Annotated in this window: 16 protein-coding genes, 1 tRNA gene and 1 pseudogene; 7 read left to right on the top strand and 11 right to left on the bottom strand. The window is 68.0% G+C overall.

From position 1 onward, the window contains the following. Positions 1 to 20: 20 nt before the first annotated feature. Positions 21 to 830, bottom strand: coding sequence for an AraC family transcriptional regulator (locus tag ACWGL1_RS03685; protein ID WP_452111214.1), 810 nt, complete (start codon positions 828 to 830; stop codon positions 21 to 23). A 114-nt stretch (positions 831 to 944) separates the two neighbouring features. On the opposite strand from ACWGL1_RS03685, the gene ACWGL1_RS03690 reads away from it, so the two are divergent. Further along, a complete protein-coding gene (locus ACWGL1_RS03690) occupies positions 945 to 2,114 on the top strand; it encodes an MFS transporter (protein ID WP_452111215.1) in 1,170 nt (389 codons plus the stop codon). Positions 2,115 to 2,120: 6 nt separating this feature from the next. Here ACWGL1_RS03690 and ACWGL1_RS03695 read toward each other — a convergent pair whose 3' ends face one another. After that, positions 2,121 to 2,768, bottom strand: a complete 648-nt coding sequence (locus ACWGL1_RS03695) for an HAD-IB family hydrolase (protein ID WP_452111216.1) — start codon at positions 2,766 to 2,768, stop codon at positions 2,121 to 2,123. Between the two features lie 196 nt (positions 2,769 to 2,964). On the opposite strand from ACWGL1_RS03695, the gene clpX reads away from it, so the two are divergent. The 4 genes from clpX (at position 2,965) to ACWGL1_RS03715 (ending at position 7,426) form a co-directional block, all read left to right on the top strand. Further along, positions 2,965 to 4,233, top strand: coding sequence for an ATP-dependent Clp protease ATP-binding subunit ClpX (gene clpX, locus ACWGL1_RS03700; protein WP_291781745.1), 1,269 nt, complete (start codon positions 2,965 to 2,967; stop codon positions 4,231 to 4,233). A 274-nt stretch (positions 4,234 to 4,507) separates the two neighbouring features. Beyond that, complete coding sequence (gene lon / locus ACWGL1_RS03705) at positions 4,508 to 6,907, top strand: endopeptidase La (RefSeq protein WP_452111217.1); 2,400 nt, start codon at positions 4,508 to 4,510, stop codon at positions 6,905 to 6,907. A 119-nt stretch (positions 6,908 to 7,026) separates the two neighbouring features. Continuing rightward, positions 7,027 to 7,302 (top strand): HU family DNA-binding protein, encoded by a 276-nt coding sequence (locus tag ACWGL1_RS03710; protein WP_291781749.1) that lies wholly within the window; start codon positions 7,027 to 7,029, stop codon positions 7,300 to 7,302. Positions 7,303 to 7,349: 47 nt separating this feature from the next. Then, a tRNA-Val gene (locus tag ACWGL1_RS03715) sits at positions 7,350 to 7,426 on the top strand. A 22-nt stretch (positions 7,427 to 7,448) separates the two neighbouring features. Here the strand turns inward: ACWGL1_RS03715 and ACWGL1_RS03720 are convergent. From ACWGL1_RS03720 to ACWGL1_RS03755, 8 genes and pseudogenes are all read right to left on the bottom strand, one after another. Then, positions 7,449 to 8,459, bottom strand: coding sequence for a DUF2891 domain-containing protein (locus ACWGL1_RS03720; RefSeq protein ID WP_452111218.1), 1,011 nt, complete (start codon positions 8,457 to 8,459; stop codon positions 7,449 to 7,451). Then, positions 8,456 to 9,427 carry a DUF979 domain-containing protein gene (locus tag ACWGL1_RS03725; protein WP_452111219.1) on the bottom strand — a complete coding sequence of 324 codons (972 nt, stop codon included), beginning with the start codon at positions 9,425 to 9,427 and terminating at the stop codon, positions 8,456 to 8,458. Before ACWGL1_RS03725 ends, ACWGL1_RS03720 begins: the two co-directional genes overlap by 4 nt. Continuing rightward, entirely contained in the window at positions 9,424 to 10,158 is a 735-nt protein-coding gene (locus tag ACWGL1_RS03730; RefSeq protein WP_452111220.1) for a DUF969 domain-containing protein, read from the bottom strand. The genes ACWGL1_RS03725 and ACWGL1_RS03730 overlap by 4 nt, the downstream gene beginning before the upstream one ends. A gap of 56 nt (positions 10,159 to 10,214) precedes the next feature. Next, a complete protein-coding gene (locus tag ACWGL1_RS03735) occupies positions 10,215 to 13,847 on the bottom strand; it encodes a hydantoinase B/oxoprolinase family protein (protein ID WP_452111221.1) in 3,633 nt (1,210 codons plus the stop codon). Between the two features lie 33 nt (positions 13,848 to 13,880). Further along, on the bottom strand, positions 13,881 to 14,330 hold the full coding sequence (locus tag ACWGL1_RS03740; RefSeq protein WP_338575859.1) for a hypothetical protein: 450 nt from the start codon (positions 14,328 to 14,330) through the stop codon (positions 13,881 to 13,883). A 15-nt stretch (positions 14,331 to 14,345) separates the two neighbouring features. Then, positions 14,346 to 14,702 (bottom strand): hypothetical protein, encoded by a 357-nt coding sequence (locus tag ACWGL1_RS03745; protein ID WP_291781796.1) that lies wholly within the window; start codon positions 14,700 to 14,702, stop codon positions 14,346 to 14,348. A gap of 93 nt (positions 14,703 to 14,795) precedes the next feature. Further along, positions 14,796 to 15,080: a hypothetical protein gene (locus ACWGL1_RS03750; RefSeq protein WP_291781798.1), complete on the bottom strand. Its 285-nt coding sequence runs from the start codon at positions 15,078 to 15,080 to the stop codon at positions 14,796 to 14,798. Positions 15,081 to 15,204: 124 nt separating this feature from the next. Continuing rightward, positions 15,205 to 15,372: pseudogene (locus tag ACWGL1_RS03755) on the bottom strand (LuxR C-terminal-related transcriptional regulator); the annotation flags it as partial. Between the two features lie 125 nt (positions 15,373 to 15,497). Here ACWGL1_RS03755 and ACWGL1_RS03760 point away from each other — a divergent pair. Both ACWGL1_RS03760 and recO read left to right on the top strand, forming a co-directional pair. Further along, complete coding sequence (locus ACWGL1_RS03760; RefSeq protein WP_452111222.1) at positions 15,498 to 15,953, top strand: nuclear transport factor 2 family protein; 456 nt, start codon at positions 15,498 to 15,500, stop codon at positions 15,951 to 15,953. After that, complete coding sequence (gene recO / locus ACWGL1_RS03765; RefSeq protein WP_452111223.1) at positions 15,953 to 16,684, top strand: DNA repair protein RecO; 732 nt, start codon at positions 15,953 to 15,955, stop codon at positions 16,682 to 16,684. Before ACWGL1_RS03760 ends, recO begins: the two co-directional genes overlap by 1 nt. Positions 16,685 to 16,715: 31 nt before the next feature. Here the strand turns inward: recO and ACWGL1_RS03770 are convergent, their stop codons facing one another. Continuing rightward, positions 16,716 to 17,789 (bottom strand): NAD(P)H-dependent flavin oxidoreductase, encoded by a 1,074-nt coding sequence (locus ACWGL1_RS03770; RefSeq protein WP_452111224.1) that lies wholly within the window; start codon positions 17,787 to 17,789, stop codon positions 16,716 to 16,718. Between the last annotated feature and the right edge of the window lie 93 nt (positions 17,790 to 17,882).

The raw sequence follows: 17,882 nt of genomic DNA on the forward strand, positions 1-17,882 counted from the left end.
TACGTTGATTGCTTTGGCGCTCAGGCTTGTTCGAGGGCGCGGGGGGCGGCCGCCGCGATGTACTTGGCGGGGGGCTTGCCCAGGGCGGCCTTGAACATGGTGATGAAGGCGCTGGCGGACTCATAGCCCAGGTCATAGGCGACGCTCTGAACCGAGGCGCCGGACGACAGGCGTTGCAAGGCCAGGACGATCTGCAGCTGCTGGCGCCAGCGGCTGAAATTCATGGCTGTTTCACGCACGACCAGCCGAGTCAGAGTGCGTTCGCTCATGGCGACGCGGCGCGCCCACTCGCCCACGGTGGATCGGTCGCCGGGGTTGTCGATCAAGGCCTCGGCGATGCGGCGCAGGGCGGGGGAGGCCGGGATCGGCAGGTGCAGGGCCGCGATCTCGGTCCGCCGCAGTTCTTCCAGGATGACCTGGGCGATCCGGTCCAGATGGCCGCCGAACGCATAGTCGGGCGTGGGCTGGCGGGCCAGATGGCGGATCATCTCGATCAGCATGGGGCTGAGCGACAGGGTGCAGCATCGGTCGGGCAGGCCGGGCACGTCCGGCTCGACGAACAGCATGCAGACGCGGCCGTTGGCGGTGACGCAGTTGCTGTGCGGCGTGCCGCCGGGCGCCCAGACGCCGCCGCCGAGGGGCGCCATCCACAGGCCGTCCGCCGTCCGGCACATGACCCCGCCCTGCAGCGCCACGACCAGTTGCGCCTTGCGATGGGTGTGCAAGGGCAGTTCGACGTCATGGGCCGATCCGCCCAGGCTGACGGCGATGGCGGCCTGCGGAAAGGCGTCGGGGTCGAAGCTCTGGAAGCAGGCGTGCAGGGAGGTCATGGCGATCTGACCGATTATCGAAACTTCATGCCTGAATAGCCGAAGTTCGCCGATTGCTCCATCGCTAGTGTGGGCGGGCCTTCCTCCTGAGGCGTCTCTCCCCGGCGGCTTGTCATGACTTCGCGTGCTTCCCTGCATCCATTCTGGATCATCGCCGGCGTTCTGCTGGTGGCCAGTACCCTGCGCGGGACGTTCACGGGGGCGGGGCCGTTGCTTGGGGATATAGGCCAGGCGTTCGACCTGGGAGCGAGCCAAGCGGGCTTCCTGATCACCCTGCCGCTGCTGGCCTTCTTCGTCGTCTCGCCGTTCGCGGCGCGGCTGGCCAGGGCGGCGGGCCTGGAGCGGGCGATCTTCCTGGCGCTGATCGCCATGATCGGGGGCATAGCGATCCGGTCCGCCGGGCCGCTGTGGGCGCTTTATCTGGGGTCGACGGCGCTCGGCGCCGGAATCGCCATCGGCAACACCCTGCTGCCCAGTCTGTTGAAGCGGGATTTTCCCGATCAGATCACCAAGCTGACCACCCTTTACGCCGTCACCATGGGCGTGGCCTCGGCCGGGGCGTCGGCGGTGATGGTCCCACTGGCGCAGGCGTTCGACTGGCGGTGGGCGCTGGCGGCGCTGATCGTATTGCCGCTGACGGCGGCTCTGGTCTGGGCGCCGCAGTTGCGCCGCCGTTCCGCGCCTGCGTCCGAGGCGGCGACGGGCCTGAGCGGCGTCTCTGTGTGGCGGTCGGGCCTGGCGTGGCAGGTGACGCTCTTCTTCGGCGTGAACTCCTTCGTCTACTACGCGGTGGCGGCCTGGCTGCCGTCGATCCTGACGGGCGCCGGCATGTCGCCGGAGGTCGCAGGCGGCCTGCACGGCGTGATGCAACTGGCCACAGCGGCGCCGGGTCTGGTTCTGGTTCCTCTGGTGCGCCGGATGAAGGATCAGCGGGCGTTGGCGACGGGCTTCGCCCTGCTGGGCCTCATGTCGTTGGCGGGTCTGTACGCCGCGCCGGGACTGGCGATGATCTGGGTCGCCCTGTTCGGATTCGCCATCGGCGGAGCCTTCATCCTGGCCCTGGCTTTCATCGGCCTGCGAAGCCGTTCGGCCGAGCAGACCGCGCAACTTTCAGGGATGACCCAATCGGTAGGCTATCTGATGTCCGCCTGCGGCCCGATTGCGATTGGAGCCCTGCACGACGCCGTCGACGCATGGGCGCCGGCCTTGGCGGCGTGTGGCGCCTTGTGCATCCTGTTGGTCGTGCTGGGGCTGGGCGCGGGGCGTGACCGCCAGGTCGCCTAGGCGTGCTTAAGGACGAGCGGTGAACACGCGATAGCCCTTCTCCTCGGCCGCCGCGATCATCTGGGCGTCGCCGGAAGTGTCGCCATAGGCGGCCGTCAGCACCATGTCGTCGCCATAGACGGCGCGCAGGCGGTGCATCTTCTCCTCGCCCCGGCAGTTGCCGCCGACGAAGGCGCCCAGCACCTGATCCTGGTCGTCGAAGGCCAGGCGGGTGCCGATCAGGTTCTCGGCGCCCAGCCTGCGGGCGAAGGGGGCGACGGTGGTTTCGGGCGAGGCGGTGACGATGACGCGATGGGCGCCGCGACGGCCCCAGTCCTCCCAGGTCGCCAGGGCGTCGGGACGCATGAAACGCGGCCAGATGATCTGGGCGAAGCGTTCGGCCTCGGCCTCCAGCGCCGTGCGGTCGACGCCGGTCAGGAATTCGCGCACTGAGGCGACCTTGATCCGGCCGCGATCCTTGTCGCTCAGATAGGCGAAGACGGCCGGGATCAGGCGCGCCAGCCCCTGAAGCCAGCGCAGGGGGCCGGCCCGCCACTTCAGGAAGGTGGTGAAGCTGTCGCGAATCGTCAGGGTGCCGTCGAAATCGAAGGCGACGATGGCCTGGCCGGGGGCGGGGGACTGGTGAAAGGCTTTTTCGCTTCCCATGTCAGACATTAGCCGTGATCCCCATATTATCTGTCCTGTCCGTTCCTCGAAGCGCGTTGCAGCGCCGCAACGGGGTTGTGGCGGAACGTGTGATGGGTGATTGTCATTTTTTGAAGACCTTCGATGATAGATTCCCTGGATCGATCGTGAAGGAAGCGCCTTTCGTCCCAATGTCGGGGCGGATTGCGGATAGTGAGAAGGGTCTATGACCAAAGCCGCCGGCACAGACGCCAAAAGCACGCTCTACTGCTCGTTCTGCGGCAAGAGCCAGCACGAAGTCCGCAAGCTGATCGCCGGACCGACCGTCTTCATCTGCGATGAATGCGTCGAACTGTGCATGGACATCATCCGCGAAGAGCACAAGATCGCCTTCAAGACCTCCAAGGACGGCGTGCCCACGCCCAAGGAGATTCGCGACGTCCTCGACGATTACGTGATCGGCCAGGCCCACGCCAAGAAGGTGCTGAGCGTCGCCGTCCACAACCACTACAAGCGCCTGAACCACGCGACGAAGAACAACGACGTCGAACTGGCCAAGTCGAACATCATGCTGATCGGGCCGACCGGCTCGGGTAAGACGCTGCTGGCCCAGACGCTGGCGCGCATCATCGACGTGCCCTTCACCATGGCCGACGCCACCACCCTGACCGAGGCCGGTTATGTGGGCGAGGACGTCGAGAACATCATCCTGAAGCTGCTTCAGGCGTCGGACTACAATGTCGAGCGGGCCCAGCGCGGCATCGTCTACATCGACGAAATCGACAAGATCTCGCGCAAGTCGGACAACCCGTCGATCACTCGCGACGTGTCGGGCGAGGGCGTGCAGCAGGCCCTGCTGAAGATCATGGAAGGCACCGTCGCCTCCGTGCCGCCGCAGGGCGGCCGCAAGCATCCGCAGCAGGAGTTCTTGCAGGTCGACACCGCCAACATCCTGTTCATCGTCGGCGGCGCCTTCGCTGGCCTGGAGAAGGTGATCTCGGCGCGCGGCGAGGGGGCCTCGATCGGCTTCGGCGCCAAGGTCAAGGAGATCGACGAGCGTCGCACCGGCGAAATCCTCAAGCAGGTCGAGCCTGACGACCTGATGCGCTTCGGCCTGATCCCCGAGTTCATCGGCCGTCTGCCGGTCCTGGCGACGCTGGAGGACCTGGACGAGACCGCGCTGATCAAGATCCTGACCGAGCCGAAGAACGCCCTGGTCAAGCAGTACAAGCGCCTGTTCGAGATGGAGAACGTGACGCTGACCTTCACCGACGACGCCCTGTCGGCGGTGGCCAAGAAGGCGATCACCCGCAAGACCGGCGCGCGCGGCCTGCGCTCCATCCTGGAGGGCGTGCTGCTGGAGACCATGTTCGAACTGCCCACCTACGAGGGCGTCGAGGAAGTCGTGGTCAACGCCGAGGTGATCGAGGGCAAGGCCCAGCCGTTGCTGATCTATTCGGAAACCAAGAAGAAGACGGCCGACGGCGCCGCCTGACGCTGCGGTCCGATCCAAGAGACAAGGGGCGGCTCGCCACGGGCCGCCCCTTCATCGTTTCAGGAACTATTCAGGCGGTCGGCTGAAATCACACGCTTTTTCACGCTTCTGTGGGCCGCGCGCCCGCCACGCTTGAACCGCGTCCAGACAGAACCACATACTCACACGAAAGCCGCTGAAAACAGCGGGTCGAGTCGAGACGAGGCGGCAGTCGCGCCAAGTCGGATCGGATCGGCGGGCCGGAGATTCACGAAGGCCCCGGAAAGTACGCATCATGACCGAGAGCAAAATCCTCCCTGTCCTGCCGCTGAGAGACATCGTCGTCTTTCCGCACATGGTCGTGCCCCTGTTCGTCGGGCGCGAGAAGTCCGTGCGCGCCCTCGACGAGATCATGAAGGGCGAGAAGCAGATCCTGCTCGCCACCCAGAAGAACTCCGTCGACGACGATCCGGCGACGGACGCCATCTATCCGACCGGCGTGCTGGCGACGGTGCTGCAACTGCTGAAGCTGCCCGACGGCACCGTGAAGGTGCTGGTCGAGGGCAAGTCGCGCGCGCGCCTGACCCGCTTCACCGACCGTGAGGACTACTACGAAGCCGAAGCCGTCGAGATCGAGGACGAGGCCGGCGACCCATCACAGAGCGAAGCTCTGCTGCGCGCCGTGATCGAGCAGTTCGAAAACTATGTGAAGCTGAACAAGAAGGTCCCGCCCGAGGCCCTCAGCGCCATCCCCCAGATCACCGATCCGTCCAAGCTGGCGGATTCGGTCGCCGCCCATCTGTCGGTCAAGATCGCCGACAAGCAGGCCCTGCTCGAAACCGTCGTCATCCCGACGCGGCTGGAGAAGGTCTATGGCCTGATGGAAGGCGAGATCAGCGTCCTGCAGGTCGAGAAGAAGATCCGCAGCCGCGTGAAGCGGCAGATGGAGAAGACCCAGCGCGAATATTATCTGAACGAGCAGATGAAGGCGATCCAGCGCGAGCTGGGCGAGACCGACGATGCTCGCGACGAACTGCTGGAGCTGGAAAAGCGCATCAAGAAGACGCGCCTGTCCAAGGAGGCCCGCATCAAGGCCGAGGCGGAGTTGAAGAAGCTGCGCAACATGTCGCCGATGTCGGCGGAATCGACCGTCGTGCGCAACTATCTCGACTGGCTGCTGTCGATCCCGTGGTCCAAGACCCGGCCCAAGCCCATCGACCTGCAGAAGGCCGAGGACATCCTCGAAGAGGATCACTACGGCCTGGAGAAGGTCAAGGAACGGATCATCGAGTATCTGGCCGTTCAGGCGCGCACTGGCAGCCTGAAGGGGCCGATCCTGTGCCTGGTCGGTCCTCCGGGCGTCGGCAAGACCTCGCTGGCCCAGTCCATCGCCAAGGCGACGGGGCGTGAATACGTCCGCATGTCGCTGGGCGGCGTGCGCGACGAGGCCGAGATCCGGGGCCACCGCCGGACCTACATCGGCTCCATGCCCGGCAAGATCATCCAGTCGATGAAGAAGGCCAAGACCACCAACGCCTTCGTCCTGCTGGACGAGATCGACAAGCTGGGCGCCGACTGGCGCGGCGACCCGTCCTCGGCCCTGCTGGAAGTGCTGGACCCGGCCCAGAACTCGACCTTCGGCGATCACTATCTGGAGGTCGACTACGACCTGTCGCCGGTGATGTTCGTCACCACGGCCAACAGCCTGAACATGCCCCAGCCCCTGCTGGACCGCATGGAGATCATCCGCGTCTCGGGCTACACCGAGGATGAGAAGGTCGAGATCGCCAAGCGCCACGTCCTGCCCAAGCAGCTCAAGGACCACGGCCTGAAGGACGGCGAACTGATCGTCCCCGACGAGACGATCCGCGACCTGATCCGCTACTACACGCGCGAAGCGGGCGTGCGTTCGCTGGAACGCGCCCTGGGCGGTCTGGCCCGCAAGGCGGTGCGCGAGATGGCCAAGACCAAGGCCGCCTCGATCACCGTGGATGCGGCCAAGCTGGCCGAATACGCGGGCGTGAAGAAGTTCCGCTATGGCGAGACGGACTCCGAAGATCAGGTCGGCATCGTCACCGGCCTGGCCTGGACCGAGTTCGGCGGCGACATCCTGACCATCGAGGCCCTGAAGATGCCGGGTCGCGGCCGCATGACCGTGACCGGCAACCTGAAGGAGGTCATGAAGGAGTCGATCTCGGCGGCGGCGTCCTACGTCCGCAGCCGCGCCCTCAGCATCGGCGTCAAGCCGCCGGTGTTCGAGAAGACCGACATCCACGTCCACGTTCCCGACGGCGCCACGCCCAAGGACGGCCCCTCGGCCGGCGTGGCCATGACGGTGGCCATGGTGTCGGTTCTGACCGGCATCCCGATCCGCAAGGACATCGCCATGACCGGCGAGATCACCCTGCGCGGCCGGGTGACGGCCATCGGCGGCCTGAAGGAGAAGCTGCTGGCGGCCCTGCGCTCGGGCGTGAAGACCGTCCTGATCCCGCAGGAGAACGAGAAGGACCTTGAGGAGGTGCCGGAAAACGTGAAGGCGGCCCTTGAGATCGTGCCGATCTCCACCGCCGACGAGGCGCTGAAGTGGGCCTTGACCGGCACGCCGACTCCCGTCGAATGGGACGAGGCGGCCGAGCCCATGACCCCGACGCCGCCGGCGCCGACGGCGGGCGAGGGGGCCAGCGTCAGCCACTGACGCCGGGTCTCTGATCCGATGAAGGAAGGCGGTTCGGGGCGACCCGGACCGCCTCTTTTTTGACCTGCGCGCCGACAGCCGTTTAAGTGCGCCCTTCGTTCGAGAGGGGAGCCGCAGACATGACCAAGACGGAACTGATCGGCCGCATGGCCGAGGCGGCGGGCATCAGCCGCGACCAGGCCAAGCTGGCCCTGGAAGCCTTCACCGATCAGGTGACCGGTTCGCTGGTTCAGGGACGCGACGTGCGGCTGGTCGGCTTCGGCAGCTTCGTCGCCGTCGATCGCAAGGCGGGCGTGGCTCGCAACCCCCAGACCGGCCAGGAAATCGCCCGTCCCGCCTCGCGCACCGCGCGCTTTCGTCCCGGCGAGGGCTTGAAAAGCGCCTTGAACGGCTGACCGCCGCAGGGCATGAAGCCTGTCCCCGACATTGAGTCGGGTGATGTGGGCGGCTAGCTCAGCTGGTCAGAGCATCTCGTTTACACCGAGAGGGTCGGCGGTTCGAACCCGTCGCCGCCTACCATTCCCCTTTTCGTGGAAGCCTTTCAGTCCGCCAGCAGGGCCAATAGGGCGAAGCTCGCCAGCCAGTGCTCGCCCATGTAGTCGCCCGTGACGTGGGGCAGGGCGGCGTTCAGGTGGACCGCCGTCGCTGCGGCGCCGACGGCGCGGCGCGGGTCTTCGGCGGGCAGTCCGGCGACGATCTCGCGCCAGCACCAGCCCCGGCTCAAATTCAGTCCGTCCAGATGGGCGATTTTGCCGTCGGTGCGGTCGCTGACGCGGGCGGGGTTCAGCAGGGTCGCGGGCCGGCCGTCGCCAAGGCGCGGCAGGAAGGCGTCGAACCAGGCGCGGAAGGCCTCAGGCGTCAGGACGCGCCGCATCAGGGCGGCCTCCATCAGGGCGGGCGACAGGAACTCGTCCTGCGACGGCTCCCACGCCTGACAGTCGCGGTCCTCGCCGTGCCAGCGCAGGGCGGCGGCGCGGCACAGGGCGGTCAGATCGGCGTCGTGAGCGTCCGCATAGTCCAGCGTCAGCCGCAGGGCGAAAGCGGTGTTGTAGTGGGTGCCCGTCCGCACCGGATAGTCGGCCAGAGGCAGGAAGGCCTTGAAGCGGTCGGTGAAGACCTGGGCCAGCGGGCGCAGGGTCTGGGCCCAGCGGCGGCCTTCGTCCGTCTCGTGCCGCTCCAGTTCCGCCGCCAGCATCAGCAGCCAGGCCCAGCCGTAGGGGCGTTCGAAGCCGCGCGCTTCGGGCCGGGCCAGATAGGCGGCTTCTCCGGCGACGTTCTGCGGCGTGAACAGCTCGTCGGCCAGGGCGCGGATGGCGGGCGCCTCGGCCATGCCGGGGTGCAGGCGATAGAGGGTGAACAGGGTCCACCAGCCATGGACGCAGGAGTGCCAGTCGAAGCTGCCGAAAAAGATCGGGTGCATGTCGCGCGGCGTGCGGGCGTCCTGAGGCCCGGTCAGCACATGCATGATGTGGTTGGGATACTCGCGCGTCACATGGCCCAGGGCCGTGGCGGCGAAGCGGGAGGCGAGGGCGGCGTCGAGGCTTTGCGTCATGATCCGAACCGGAAAGCGAGGAAATACATCAGCAGCATATTGGCGAACAGCATGACGACCGCCGTGGGAAGCTGGGCGCGGATCACCCCGTTCAGGGGCGAGTTGCGGTCCGGCAGCTCCAGAAGATTGGCGGGCACCACGTTGAAGTTGGCGGCCATGGGCGTCATCAACGTTCCGCAGAATCCGGCCAGCATGCCGATGGCGCAGACGATGGCGGGATCGCCGCCGAACTGATGCACGACGATGGGCAGGCCGATGGCGGCGGTCATGACTGGGAAGGCGGCGAAGGCGTTGCCCATGATGATGGTGAACAGGGCCATCCCTGCGCAGTAGGCGAATACCGCCATGAAGGCCGAGGTCATGGGGATAACCTGTGCGATCAGGTCGCCGACCACCTGACCCACATCGGCGGCCAGGAACACCGCGCCCAGAGACGCCAGCATCTGCGGCAGCAGCGCCGCCCAGCCGATGGAGTCCATCAGGCGCCGGCCTTCCTGCACCGGGGCCATGACCGGCGGCCGGAACCAGGCCATGGCGGCGACCAGGGCGATGACGCAGCCCAGCCCCAGCGAGATCAGCGTGGTCTGCACCGGCGAGATCAGCCAGGCGCCGGCCGCCGTGTGCTTGGCCAGCAGGGTGCCGCCGACGGCGACCAGAGGCACCATCAGGGCGGGAACGAACAGGGCGTTCTTCCAGCGGGCGGCGCTGGCCTGGCGCTGCTCCGGCGTCGTGGTGGCGGGCTTGCCGACGCCCAGCTTGCCCGAGGCGCCGATGACGACCAGGGCGATGACCAGGATTCCGTTGCCCAGACCGCCCAGCCAGGAGCCGAAGAGCATCGACAGGGCGATCAGCCCCCAGAACAGGGCGTTGCGGAAGCGCGTCGGATTGTGCGGATCGCGCAGGCTGAGGATGGAGAAGGCCGCGAACATCAGCCCGGTCGCGACATAGGCGTGCTCCAGCGTGATCATCGGCCGCCCTCCGCGTCTGCGGATGCGCCGGGCGCGGCCATGTCCTTCTTCACCTGACGATCGAACATCAGCAGGCGCGCGCCGTGGACCAGGAAGGCGACGATGGCCGTGGGGATGGCCCACAGGGAGACGTGCAGCGCCTCGACCCGGATGCCGGCCTGCTCCAGAAAGCCGACGATCAGGACGATGGAGCCGATGGCGATGAAGATGTCCTCGCCGAAGAACAGGCCGATGTTGTCCGTGCCCGCCGCCATGCCGCGAATGCGGAAGCGCGCCTTGTCGGTCAGGGCGCCGTGGGTGCTCTCGGCTGCGCCTTCGGCCATCGGCGCGATCAGCGGGCGCACCATCTGGGGATGGCCGCCGAGTGAGGTCAGGCCCAGCGCCGAGGTCGCCTGACGCACCAGCAGATAGATCAGCATCAGCCGACCGGCCGTGGCCGCCTTGACCTTGGTCACCAGGTCGCGCGCCCGTTCCTGCAGGCCCGCGCGTTCCAGCAGGCCGATCACCGGCAGCACCAGCCAGGTGATGTGGAAATAGCGGTTGTCATTAAAGGCCTGACCAAAGCGCGCAATGGTGTCGATCCCGGCCTGAAACAGAGCGCGCGCGTCCACGCCCGGCCCGACCGCCGCCAGCACCCCGGTGGCGATGGCCGCGACCAGAATGACGATCAGCGGATTGATCCGGGCGACGAAGCCCGCGACCACGATCAGTATCCCCAGCAGCACCAGCATCGGATCACGCCCTCCCCAGACGGACTTCTAGCGAATGGTTACGCGGTTCGGGCGTCTCAGGAAGCGTCTTTCGCGCCGAAGCCGCCGCCGCCGGGCGTCTCGATGACGAAGACGTCGCCGGGCGCCATGGCGACCTCGGCCGTGGCGCCCAGCGGCTCGACCCGACCGTCGGCCCGCTCGACCCGATTGATCCCGACCGCGCCGGGTTCGCCGCCGTCTGCGCCGAAGGGCGGCACGCGGCGGTGGTTGGACAGAATGGCCGCCGTCATCGGCTCCAGGAAACGCATCCGCCGCACGGCCCCGTCGCCTCCGCGATGCAGGCCTTCGCCGCCCGAGCCGCGCCGGATGGAGAATGCCTCCAGCAGCACGGGGAAGCGTGTCTCCAGCACCTCGGGGTCGGTCAGGCGGCTGTTGGTCATATGGGTCTGGACGGCGGCGGTTCCGTCGAAGTCAGGCCCGGCGCCCGATCCCCCGGCGATGGTCTCGTAATACTGACGCGCGTCGTCGCCGAAGGTGAAGTTGTTCATCGTCCCCTGGCTGGAGGCCAGAACGCCCAGCGCGCCGTAAAGCGCATCGACCACGGCCTGGCTGGTCTCGACGTTGCCCGCCACCACGGCGGCGGGATAGCGCGGGTTCAGCATCGAGCCTTCCGGCACGATCAGTTCGATCGGCTTCAGACAGCCCTCGTTTAGCGGAATGGCGTCGTCCACCAGGGTGCGGAAGACATAGAGCGTCGCTGCCCGCGCGATCGACAGCGGGGCGTTGAAGTTAGTCGGCAACTGGTCGCTGGTTCCGGTGAAGTCGACGACCGCGCTGCGGGCCGCGGCGTCTACGTCGATGCGGACGCGGATGACGGCGCCGTCGTCCATCTCATAGGCGAAGGCGCCGGGCTTCAGGGCGGCGACGGCGCGGCGAACGGCCTCTTCGGCGTTGTCCTGGACGTGGCCCATATAGGCGGTGACGACCTCGCGGCCGAACTCGCCGGTCATGCGGATCAGCTCCTGAGCGCCGCGCGTGCAGGCGGCGACCTGGGCCTTCAGGTCCGACAGGTTCTGATCGACATTGCGCGACGGCCAGGGACCGGAGGCGAACAGGGCCCGCGTCTCGGCCTCGCAGAGCTTTCCGGCGTCGACCAGCAGGAAGTCGTCGATCAGTACGCCCTCGTCGTCCACGCTGCGCGAGTTGGCGGGCATGGAGCCGGGCGTGATCCCGCCGACATCGGCGTGATGGCCGCGCGCCGCGACGAAGAAGGCCGCGGCGTCATCGCTGTCCAGAAACACCGGCATGATGACCGTGATGTCGGGCAGGTGGGTGCCGCCGTTGTAAGGCGCGTTCAGCATGTAGACGTCGCCCGCCTTCATGCCTCGACTGTCTCGCTGATCGCCGCGCGAGGCGATGACGGTGCGGATGCTTTCGCCCATCGAGCCCAGATGCACCGGGATGTGCGGGGCGTTGGCGATCAGCGACCCGCCCGCATCGAAGACGGCGCAGGAGAAGTCCAGACGCTCCTTGATGTTCACCGAGTAGGCGGTGGCGCGCAGGGCCTCGCCCATCTGTTCGGCGCAGGCCATGAAGCGGCTGTTGAACACTTCCAGCATGATCGGATCGACGTCGGTGCCGATGGCGGTGCGGGCGGGCAGGGCGACGACGCGCTTCAGCAGCAGGTTGGACGCGGCATCGACCGAGGCGCGCCAACCGGGTTCGACGACGGTGGTGCCGGTGGCTTCCAACAGGATGGCCGGGCCGTCGACATGGGCGCCGGGCTTCAGCGCCTCACGACGATGGACGGGCGTCTGGTGATCCTCTCCCGCCATGCGGACGGTCAGGGCGGCGACCGGTTCGGGCGCCGAGGCCCCGCCATCAGGCGCCGGGGGCGCGTCCGGCGTCTGGTCCGAGCGTCCGACGGCTTCGACCTCCAGCGTCTCGACCACCAGGGCCTTGTCCTCGGCGAAGAAGCCGAAGCGGCGGCGGTGCGTCTGCTCGAAGGCGGCGGCCATGTCGGCGGCTGGGCCGAAGGGCACGGTCAGGGGCGTGTCGGACCCGGCGAACTTGATCTCGGCGCGGGCGATGGTCGAGACGGCCGCCTCGTCGAAGTCCTGGGCCGTCAGATCGCCGCACGCGGCTTTTGTCAGCGTTTCGACCTGTTCGGCCAGGGCGGCGTCGGCGTCTGGCGAGAGGGGCAGGGCCACGGTGGTCTGACGGATGGCCCGCACCTCGGCCAGGCCCATGCCGTAGGCCGACAGCACCCCGGCGAACGGGTGCAGCAGCACCTGGGTCATGCCCAGGGCGTCGGCCACCAGGCAGGCGTGCTGGCCGCCCGCGCCGCCGAAGCAGTTCAGCACATATTTGGTGACGTCATAGCCGCGCTGAATTGAGATGGAGCGGATCGCCTCGGCCATGTTCTGCACGGCGATGGTGACGAAGCCCTCGGCCAGTTCGCCGGGCGTGACGGGGCGGCCGGTCGCGGCCTCGACCTCGGCCGCCATGGCCTCGAACTTCGCGCGCACCGCCTCGGCGTCCAGCGGCTGGTCGGCGTTCGGGCCGAAGACGGCGGGGAAGAAGTCGGGGCTGAGCTTGCCCATCATGACGTTGCAGTCGGTCACCGTCAGAGGCCCGCCGCGCCGATAGGCCGCCGGTCCCGGCGAGGCGCCGGCCGATTCCGGCCCGACTCGCAGTCGCCCGCCGTCGAAGCGGCAGATGGAGCCGCCGCCCGCCGCCACGGTGTGGATGCTCAGCATCGGCGCGCGCAGGCGCACCCCGGCGACCACGGCGTCGGAGGTCCGCTCATAATCCCCGGCGAAATGGGACACATCGGTCGAGGTGCCGCCCATGTCGAAGCCGATGACGCGGTCGAAGCCGGCGGCCCTGGCCGTCTCGGCCATCGCCACCACGCCGCCTGCGGGCCCCGACAGGATGGCGTCCTTGCCCCGGAAGGCGTCGGCCGCCGTCAGCCCGCCTGAGGACTGCATGAACTGCAGCGGCGTCGCCGCGCCCAGATCGGCGCCGACCCGCTCCACATAGGCGCGCAGGATCGGCGACAGATAGGCGTCCGCCACCGTGGTGTCGCCGCGTCCGATCAGCTTGATCAGCGCCCCGACCTCATGGCTGACCGAGATCTGGCTGAAGCCGACCTCGCGCGCGATCTCGGCCAGGCGTCGCTCGTGATCGGTAAAGCGCCAGCCGTGGACCAGGACGATCGCCACGGCGCGGAAGCCCGCCGCATGGGCCGCCGTCAGATCCGCCCGCGCCTTCGCTTCATCCAGAGGACGATCAACGGCGCCATCTGCGGTCAGGCGCTCGTCGATCTCGACCACGCGGTCGTAAAGCTGGTCGTTCAGGCGGATGTGGCGCGCGAAAAGGTCGGGCCGGGCCTGCCAGCCGATCCGCAGGGCGTCGCCGAAACCGGCGGTGATCGCCAGCACGGTCGGCTCGCCCTTGCGCTCGAGCAGGGCGTTGGTGGCGACGGTGGTGCCCATGCGCACCTCGTCGACCAGACCCGCCGCCAGCGGGCCGGGCGCGGCGCCCAGCATCCGCCGGACGCCCTCGACAGCGGCGTCGGCGTACTGCTCGGGATTGACCGACAGCAGCTTGCCGGTCCTGAGCGCGCCGTCGGGCGCGCGGGCGACGATGTCGGTGAAGGTGCCGCCGCGATCGATCCAGAAACGCCAATTCGCATTCATCTTGCTCATGGGTCTGGTTTACGGCCCGGAAGCGGGATCGCGCTAGTCGGCTTGCGTTTTTCCGTGGCTTGCAGGATGCGGCGCCCGCGCTTTGCGCCGGTACAGCAGGCAGGAGACGAACAGCGTCGCAATCAGCCCGATGTTCCAGACGTAGTAGGCCGAGACATAGGCCCATTGCTCCAGCCTGATGTCGGTGATGAAGACATAGTGGGTGGCGAGCACCAGGAACTGGAAGGCCGCGGCAATCGGCATCCACCAGGTTCCGCTTCGCGCAGAGCCGTAAAGCAGGAGCAGGAAGACCAAGCCGTCGGCCGACACGGCCGCCCAGGGGGGCGTGCGGTAGTCAAACGGAACGATCTGGGAAATCAGCCAGGCGACCCCCAGGGCGATGGAGAGGGCGCGTTGCCATGGCCCGCCGCGCCACAGGGCGAGGAGCGCGGTCAGAACCAGAAAGACGAGGGTGAAGAGGTAGATGGGTGACATGGCCGCCATGTCACCCTCATCGATTCAGGCCGCCCGATCAACCAGGGCCAGACGGGTTTCGCGCGGCACAGGGTCGTCCGCCTTGTCCAGACCGCCCAGACGTATGCTGCGGAAACGCGTCTGGCCTTTCACCTCGGCGAGCGCGCCGTGAAGTTCGACCATGGCCTTCTGCGCCTCGACCTGGGCCGCCATGGCGCGCGCCAGGGCGTCGAAGGCCGGCTGGCCGACGGTGGTCGAGAGGCCGGCGGCGCGACGCCCGCGCGTCAGGGCCTGGGCCAGTTGGCCCAGTCGGTCGATGGACTGGTCTTGCCCCTGTTCGGCGCGGCACAGGGCGCGTTGGATTCTCGTGGCGATGAGCGTCGCCTCTTCGCTTCTTTTCATATCACTCGTTCCGTATTGAACGGGCGCCGGGTCACCCCCCATACCGCAGGTGCTGCAGCACGAAGGCGAACCTCTGGGCGCCGGCTGCAGCTGTCAGGATCCAGGCCGCTGCGGCGGCGACGCCGAAGACGACCAGAAGGCTTCCGAGGCGCCCGCTTCCTGCTCCGAGGGACAGAAGTTGGAGTCCAGCATCGCTGCGGCGATGTAGGCCAGCTCCGTCATCACGGCCGTCGGCGTAAGGAACGCCGCTTGTTTGCGGGTCCCCTCGATCAGATGACGGACCATCCGCTTCTTCGTTTCGGTCGGAGCCAGTTGGTGAAACACGGCTTCCAACTCGCGCCATTTCAGCGGCGGCATCATGTCTTCGGGATCGGTCATCGGGCGCCCTTTCAGCGACCCGATCCAGCGCAAAATCGACCGTCTCGAACATTGGCGCCGATCCGTCTTGGGAAGCGTTCCCAATGCGCGACCGGCTTTCCGAAGCCAGCGCCAGGGCGGCGGCCACGCGGCTGTCGACCTGCAGCTTTCTCACGGCGTTTTCGCAGTGGCGGTCGACGGTTCCGGGCTTGATGCCGAGCTGGCGTGCGATCTGCTTGGAATTGAAGTGGGCATGGACGAGCTGCAGGCATTGCCGTTCCCGCTCCGTCAGCCGCTCCACCAGACTCGTCACTGGTCAGATTCCTTAACCCAACACGCGATGTTACCTTTCGCCCAGCCGGAGGGCAGGGGCAAGGGCTGGCCTGACTCTAGACGGATGCGCTTCCCCCAGCGTTGGAGCAGGACTAGAACATCTCCATGATCGCCGCCGCTCTGATGATGCTCCAGCTATCCGCCGCTCCGGCCGAGACCGCCTCGGTCGAACGCACCCTGGACGCCATGCACGCCGCCGCCTCGGTCGCGGACGGCGAGGCCTATTTCGCGACCTTCACCCCGGACGCCCGCTTCATCGGCACCGACGCGGGCGAGCGGTGGAGCCTGCCGGAGTTCCGGGCCTACGCCATGCCCTACTTCTCGCAAGGCAAGGGCTGGACCTATCGGCCGACGGCGCGGACCGTGACCGTCGCCCCGATCGACTGCCGCTGCATCGCCTGGTTCGACGAGGTGCTGGACAATGACGCCTATGGAACGACGCGCGGCTCGGGCATCCTGCGCCTGACCGACGACGGCTGGAAGATCGAGCAATACGTCCTCAGCTTCGCCGTGCCGAACGACAAGGCGCGCGCCGTCGTTGACGCCATCAAGGCCGACTGATGGAGGTTCAGGACGACGCCTTCGTGCTGTCGGCGCGGGCGCATGGCGATACGGGGGCGGTGGTCGATCTGTTGACCGAGCATCACGGCCGTCGCGCCGCCTATGTCGCGGGCGGGGCGTCGCGCCGGATGCGGCCTTTCCTTCAGCCCGGTGCGCGGGTCGTGGCCGATCTGCGGTCGCGGACGTCGGATCAGCTGGGATCGGCGCGGCTGGAGCCGGTGGGCGAAGGCCCAGCCGCCCTGTTCGACGACCCGCTGGCCCTGATCGGACTGAGCGCCGCCGCTGCGGTGGCGCAGGGCGCCCTGCCGGAGCGGGAGCCGCACCCCGGCGCCTTCTACGCCTTCGAGGCGCTGATGGGGGCGTTCGCCGTGCCTGAGGTCTGGCCCGCCATCTTCGTGCGCTTTGAGGCCGGGTTGCTGGAGGATCTGGGTTTTGGGCTGGACCTGTCGCGCTGCGCCTCAACAGGGTCGATGGACGATCTGGTCTGGGTCAGCCCCCGCACCGGCCGCGCCGTCAGCCGCGAGGCCGGCGCCCCCTATGCCGACAAGCTGCTGACCCTGCCGCCCTTCATGCTGGGCGCGCAGGCGGGGCTGGGCGAGGGCGACGTGAAGGCGGGGCTGGAGCTGACCGGGCATTTCCTTGAGCAGTTCGTCTTCCACGCCCTGAACCGGCCCCTGCCGCCCGCGCGCGTCTGGATGATCGACAAGCTGCGCGAGGCGGGGCGGCTGTAGTTCCGGGGAGACGGGATTTGAGCGTGTGAGCTTACCGGCTCAGCGCCGACAACCCCGCAATCGCCTCACGCATTTCCCTTTGCAGCGTCGCGACCAGTTCGGCGGCGGGCAGGGCGCGGCCCAGCGGCGCGCCTTGCCCGGCCCAGTGTGGCGCGTAGCCGTTGTCGCCCTTCGCCCTGGCCGCCGCGTTCAGCGCCTTGCCGAGATCGTAGGCGTAGGGATAGGCGGCGATCTTCGTCTCATCGGCGCGGCGCATGAAGGCGTTCTCGACCCCGCGCGCCGGACGGCCGGAGATGGCCGCGCTGACCCGCGTGCGCCCAGCCTCCGCCCCCGACAAGGCCGTCCGATAGGCCGCATCCGCCGCCGATTCCGGGCAGGCGGCGAAGGCTGTACCCATCTGCGCTCCGGCCGCGCCCAGCGCCAGCGCCGCCGCGATCCCCGCGCCGTCCATGATCCCGCCCGCCGCGATCACCGGAACCGGCAGGTCGCGCGCCAGCAGGCGCGTCAGCGGCAGGGTGGCGAAGCGCGGATCGTCGGCCGGGTCGAAGACGCCGCGATGGCCGCCTGCCTCGACCCCTTGGGCGATCACCATGTCGAACCCGGCGGCGACGGCGGCGCGGCCTTCCTCGGGCGTGGTGGCGCTGGCGATCAGGATGCAGCCCGCCGCCTTCAGCGCCGCGATCTGATCGGCGCGCGGCAGACCGAAATGGACGCTGACCACGGCGGGTCTTTCCTCGACCAGCACGGCCAGCTTGGCGTCGTCGGTCAGGAAGCTCTGGTAGATGTCGTTGAGGCGTTCGGGCGGGGCCGCGCCGAACTCACTGAAGATCGGGCGCAGGCTGTCGATCCAGACGGCGTCCCGCGCCGGATCAGCCGCAACCGGCGCATGGCAGAACAGATTGACGTTGAACGGCCGCTCGGTCAGCGCCCTGGCCGCGCGGATGGCCTTGCGGCTCGCCTCGGCGTCGATGGCCCCCAGGGCGATGGAGCCCAACGCGCCCGCGTTCGACACGGCGGCGGCCAGTTCGGCGGTCGAGGTTCCGGCCATCGGCGCCTGGATCAGGGGGAAGGACAGGCCGAGGCGGTCGGTCAAGGCGGTCTTCATCAGGGCTCCTTCGCGCGTTTCTGCACAGATAGGCGCTGACAATCCCGGCGTCAGGCCCCGGCTGCGCTAGACTTTCCTCGTCCGATCATTGAT

Source organism: Brevundimonas sp. NPDC055812 (genome assembly GCF_053616535.1).

Excerpts from the sequence above, each read along its gene's own strand:
- ACWGL1_RS03685 (WP_452111214.1), bottom strand. The coding sequence starts at position 830 with ATGACCTCCCTGCACGCCTGCTTCCAGAGCTTCGACCCCGACGCCTTT.
- ACWGL1_RS03690 (WP_452111215.1), top strand. The coding sequence starts at position 945 with ATGACTTCGCGTGCTTCCCTGCATCCATTCTGGATCATCGCCGGCGTT.
- ACWGL1_RS03695 (WP_452111216.1), bottom strand. The coding sequence starts at position 2,768 with ATGTCTGACATGGGAAGCGAAAAAGCCTTTCACCAGTCCCCCGCCCCC.
- clpX (WP_291781745.1), top strand. The coding sequence starts at position 2,965 with ATGACCAAAGCCGCCGGCACAGACGCCAAAAGCACGCTCTACTGCTCG.
- lon (WP_452111217.1), top strand. The coding sequence starts at position 4,508 with ATGACCGAGAGCAAAATCCTCCCTGTCCTGCCGCTGAGAGACATCGTC.
- ACWGL1_RS03710 (WP_291781749.1), top strand. The coding sequence starts at position 7,027 with ATGACCAAGACGGAACTGATCGGCCGCATGGCCGAGGCGGCGGGCATC.
- ACWGL1_RS03720 (WP_452111218.1), bottom strand. The coding sequence starts at position 8,459 with ATGACGCAAAGCCTCGACGCCGCCCTCGCCTCCCGCTTCGCCGCCACG.
- ACWGL1_RS03725 (WP_452111219.1), bottom strand. The coding sequence starts at position 9,427 with ATGATCACGCTGGAGCACGCCTATGTCGCGACCGGGCTGATGTTCGCG.
- ACWGL1_RS03730 (WP_452111220.1), bottom strand. The coding sequence starts at position 10,158 with ATGCTGGTGCTGCTGGGGATACTGATCGTGGTCGCGGGCTTCGTCGCC.
- ACWGL1_RS03735 (WP_452111221.1), bottom strand. The coding sequence starts at position 13,847 with ATGAGCAAGATGAATGCGAATTGGCGTTTCTGGATCGATCGCGGCGGC.
- ACWGL1_RS03740 (WP_338575859.1), bottom strand. The coding sequence starts at position 14,330 with ATGGCGGCCATGTCACCCATCTACCTCTTCACCCTCGTCTTTCTGGTT.
- ACWGL1_RS03745 (WP_291781796.1), bottom strand. The coding sequence starts at position 14,702 with ATGAAAAGAAGCGAAGAGGCGACGCTCATCGCCACGAGAATCCAACGC.
- ACWGL1_RS03750 (WP_291781798.1), bottom strand. The coding sequence starts at position 15,080 with ATGACCGATCCCGAAGACATGATGCCGCCGCTGAAATGGCGCGAGTTG.
- ACWGL1_RS03760 (WP_452111222.1), top strand. The coding sequence starts at position 15,498 with ATGATCGCCGCCGCTCTGATGATGCTCCAGCTATCCGCCGCTCCGGCC.
- recO (WP_452111223.1), top strand. The coding sequence starts at position 15,953 with ATGGAGGTTCAGGACGACGCCTTCGTGCTGTCGGCGCGGGCGCATGGC.
- ACWGL1_RS03770 (WP_452111224.1), bottom strand. The coding sequence starts at position 17,789 with ATGAAGACCGCCTTGACCGACCGCCTCGGCCTGTCCTTCCCCCTGATC.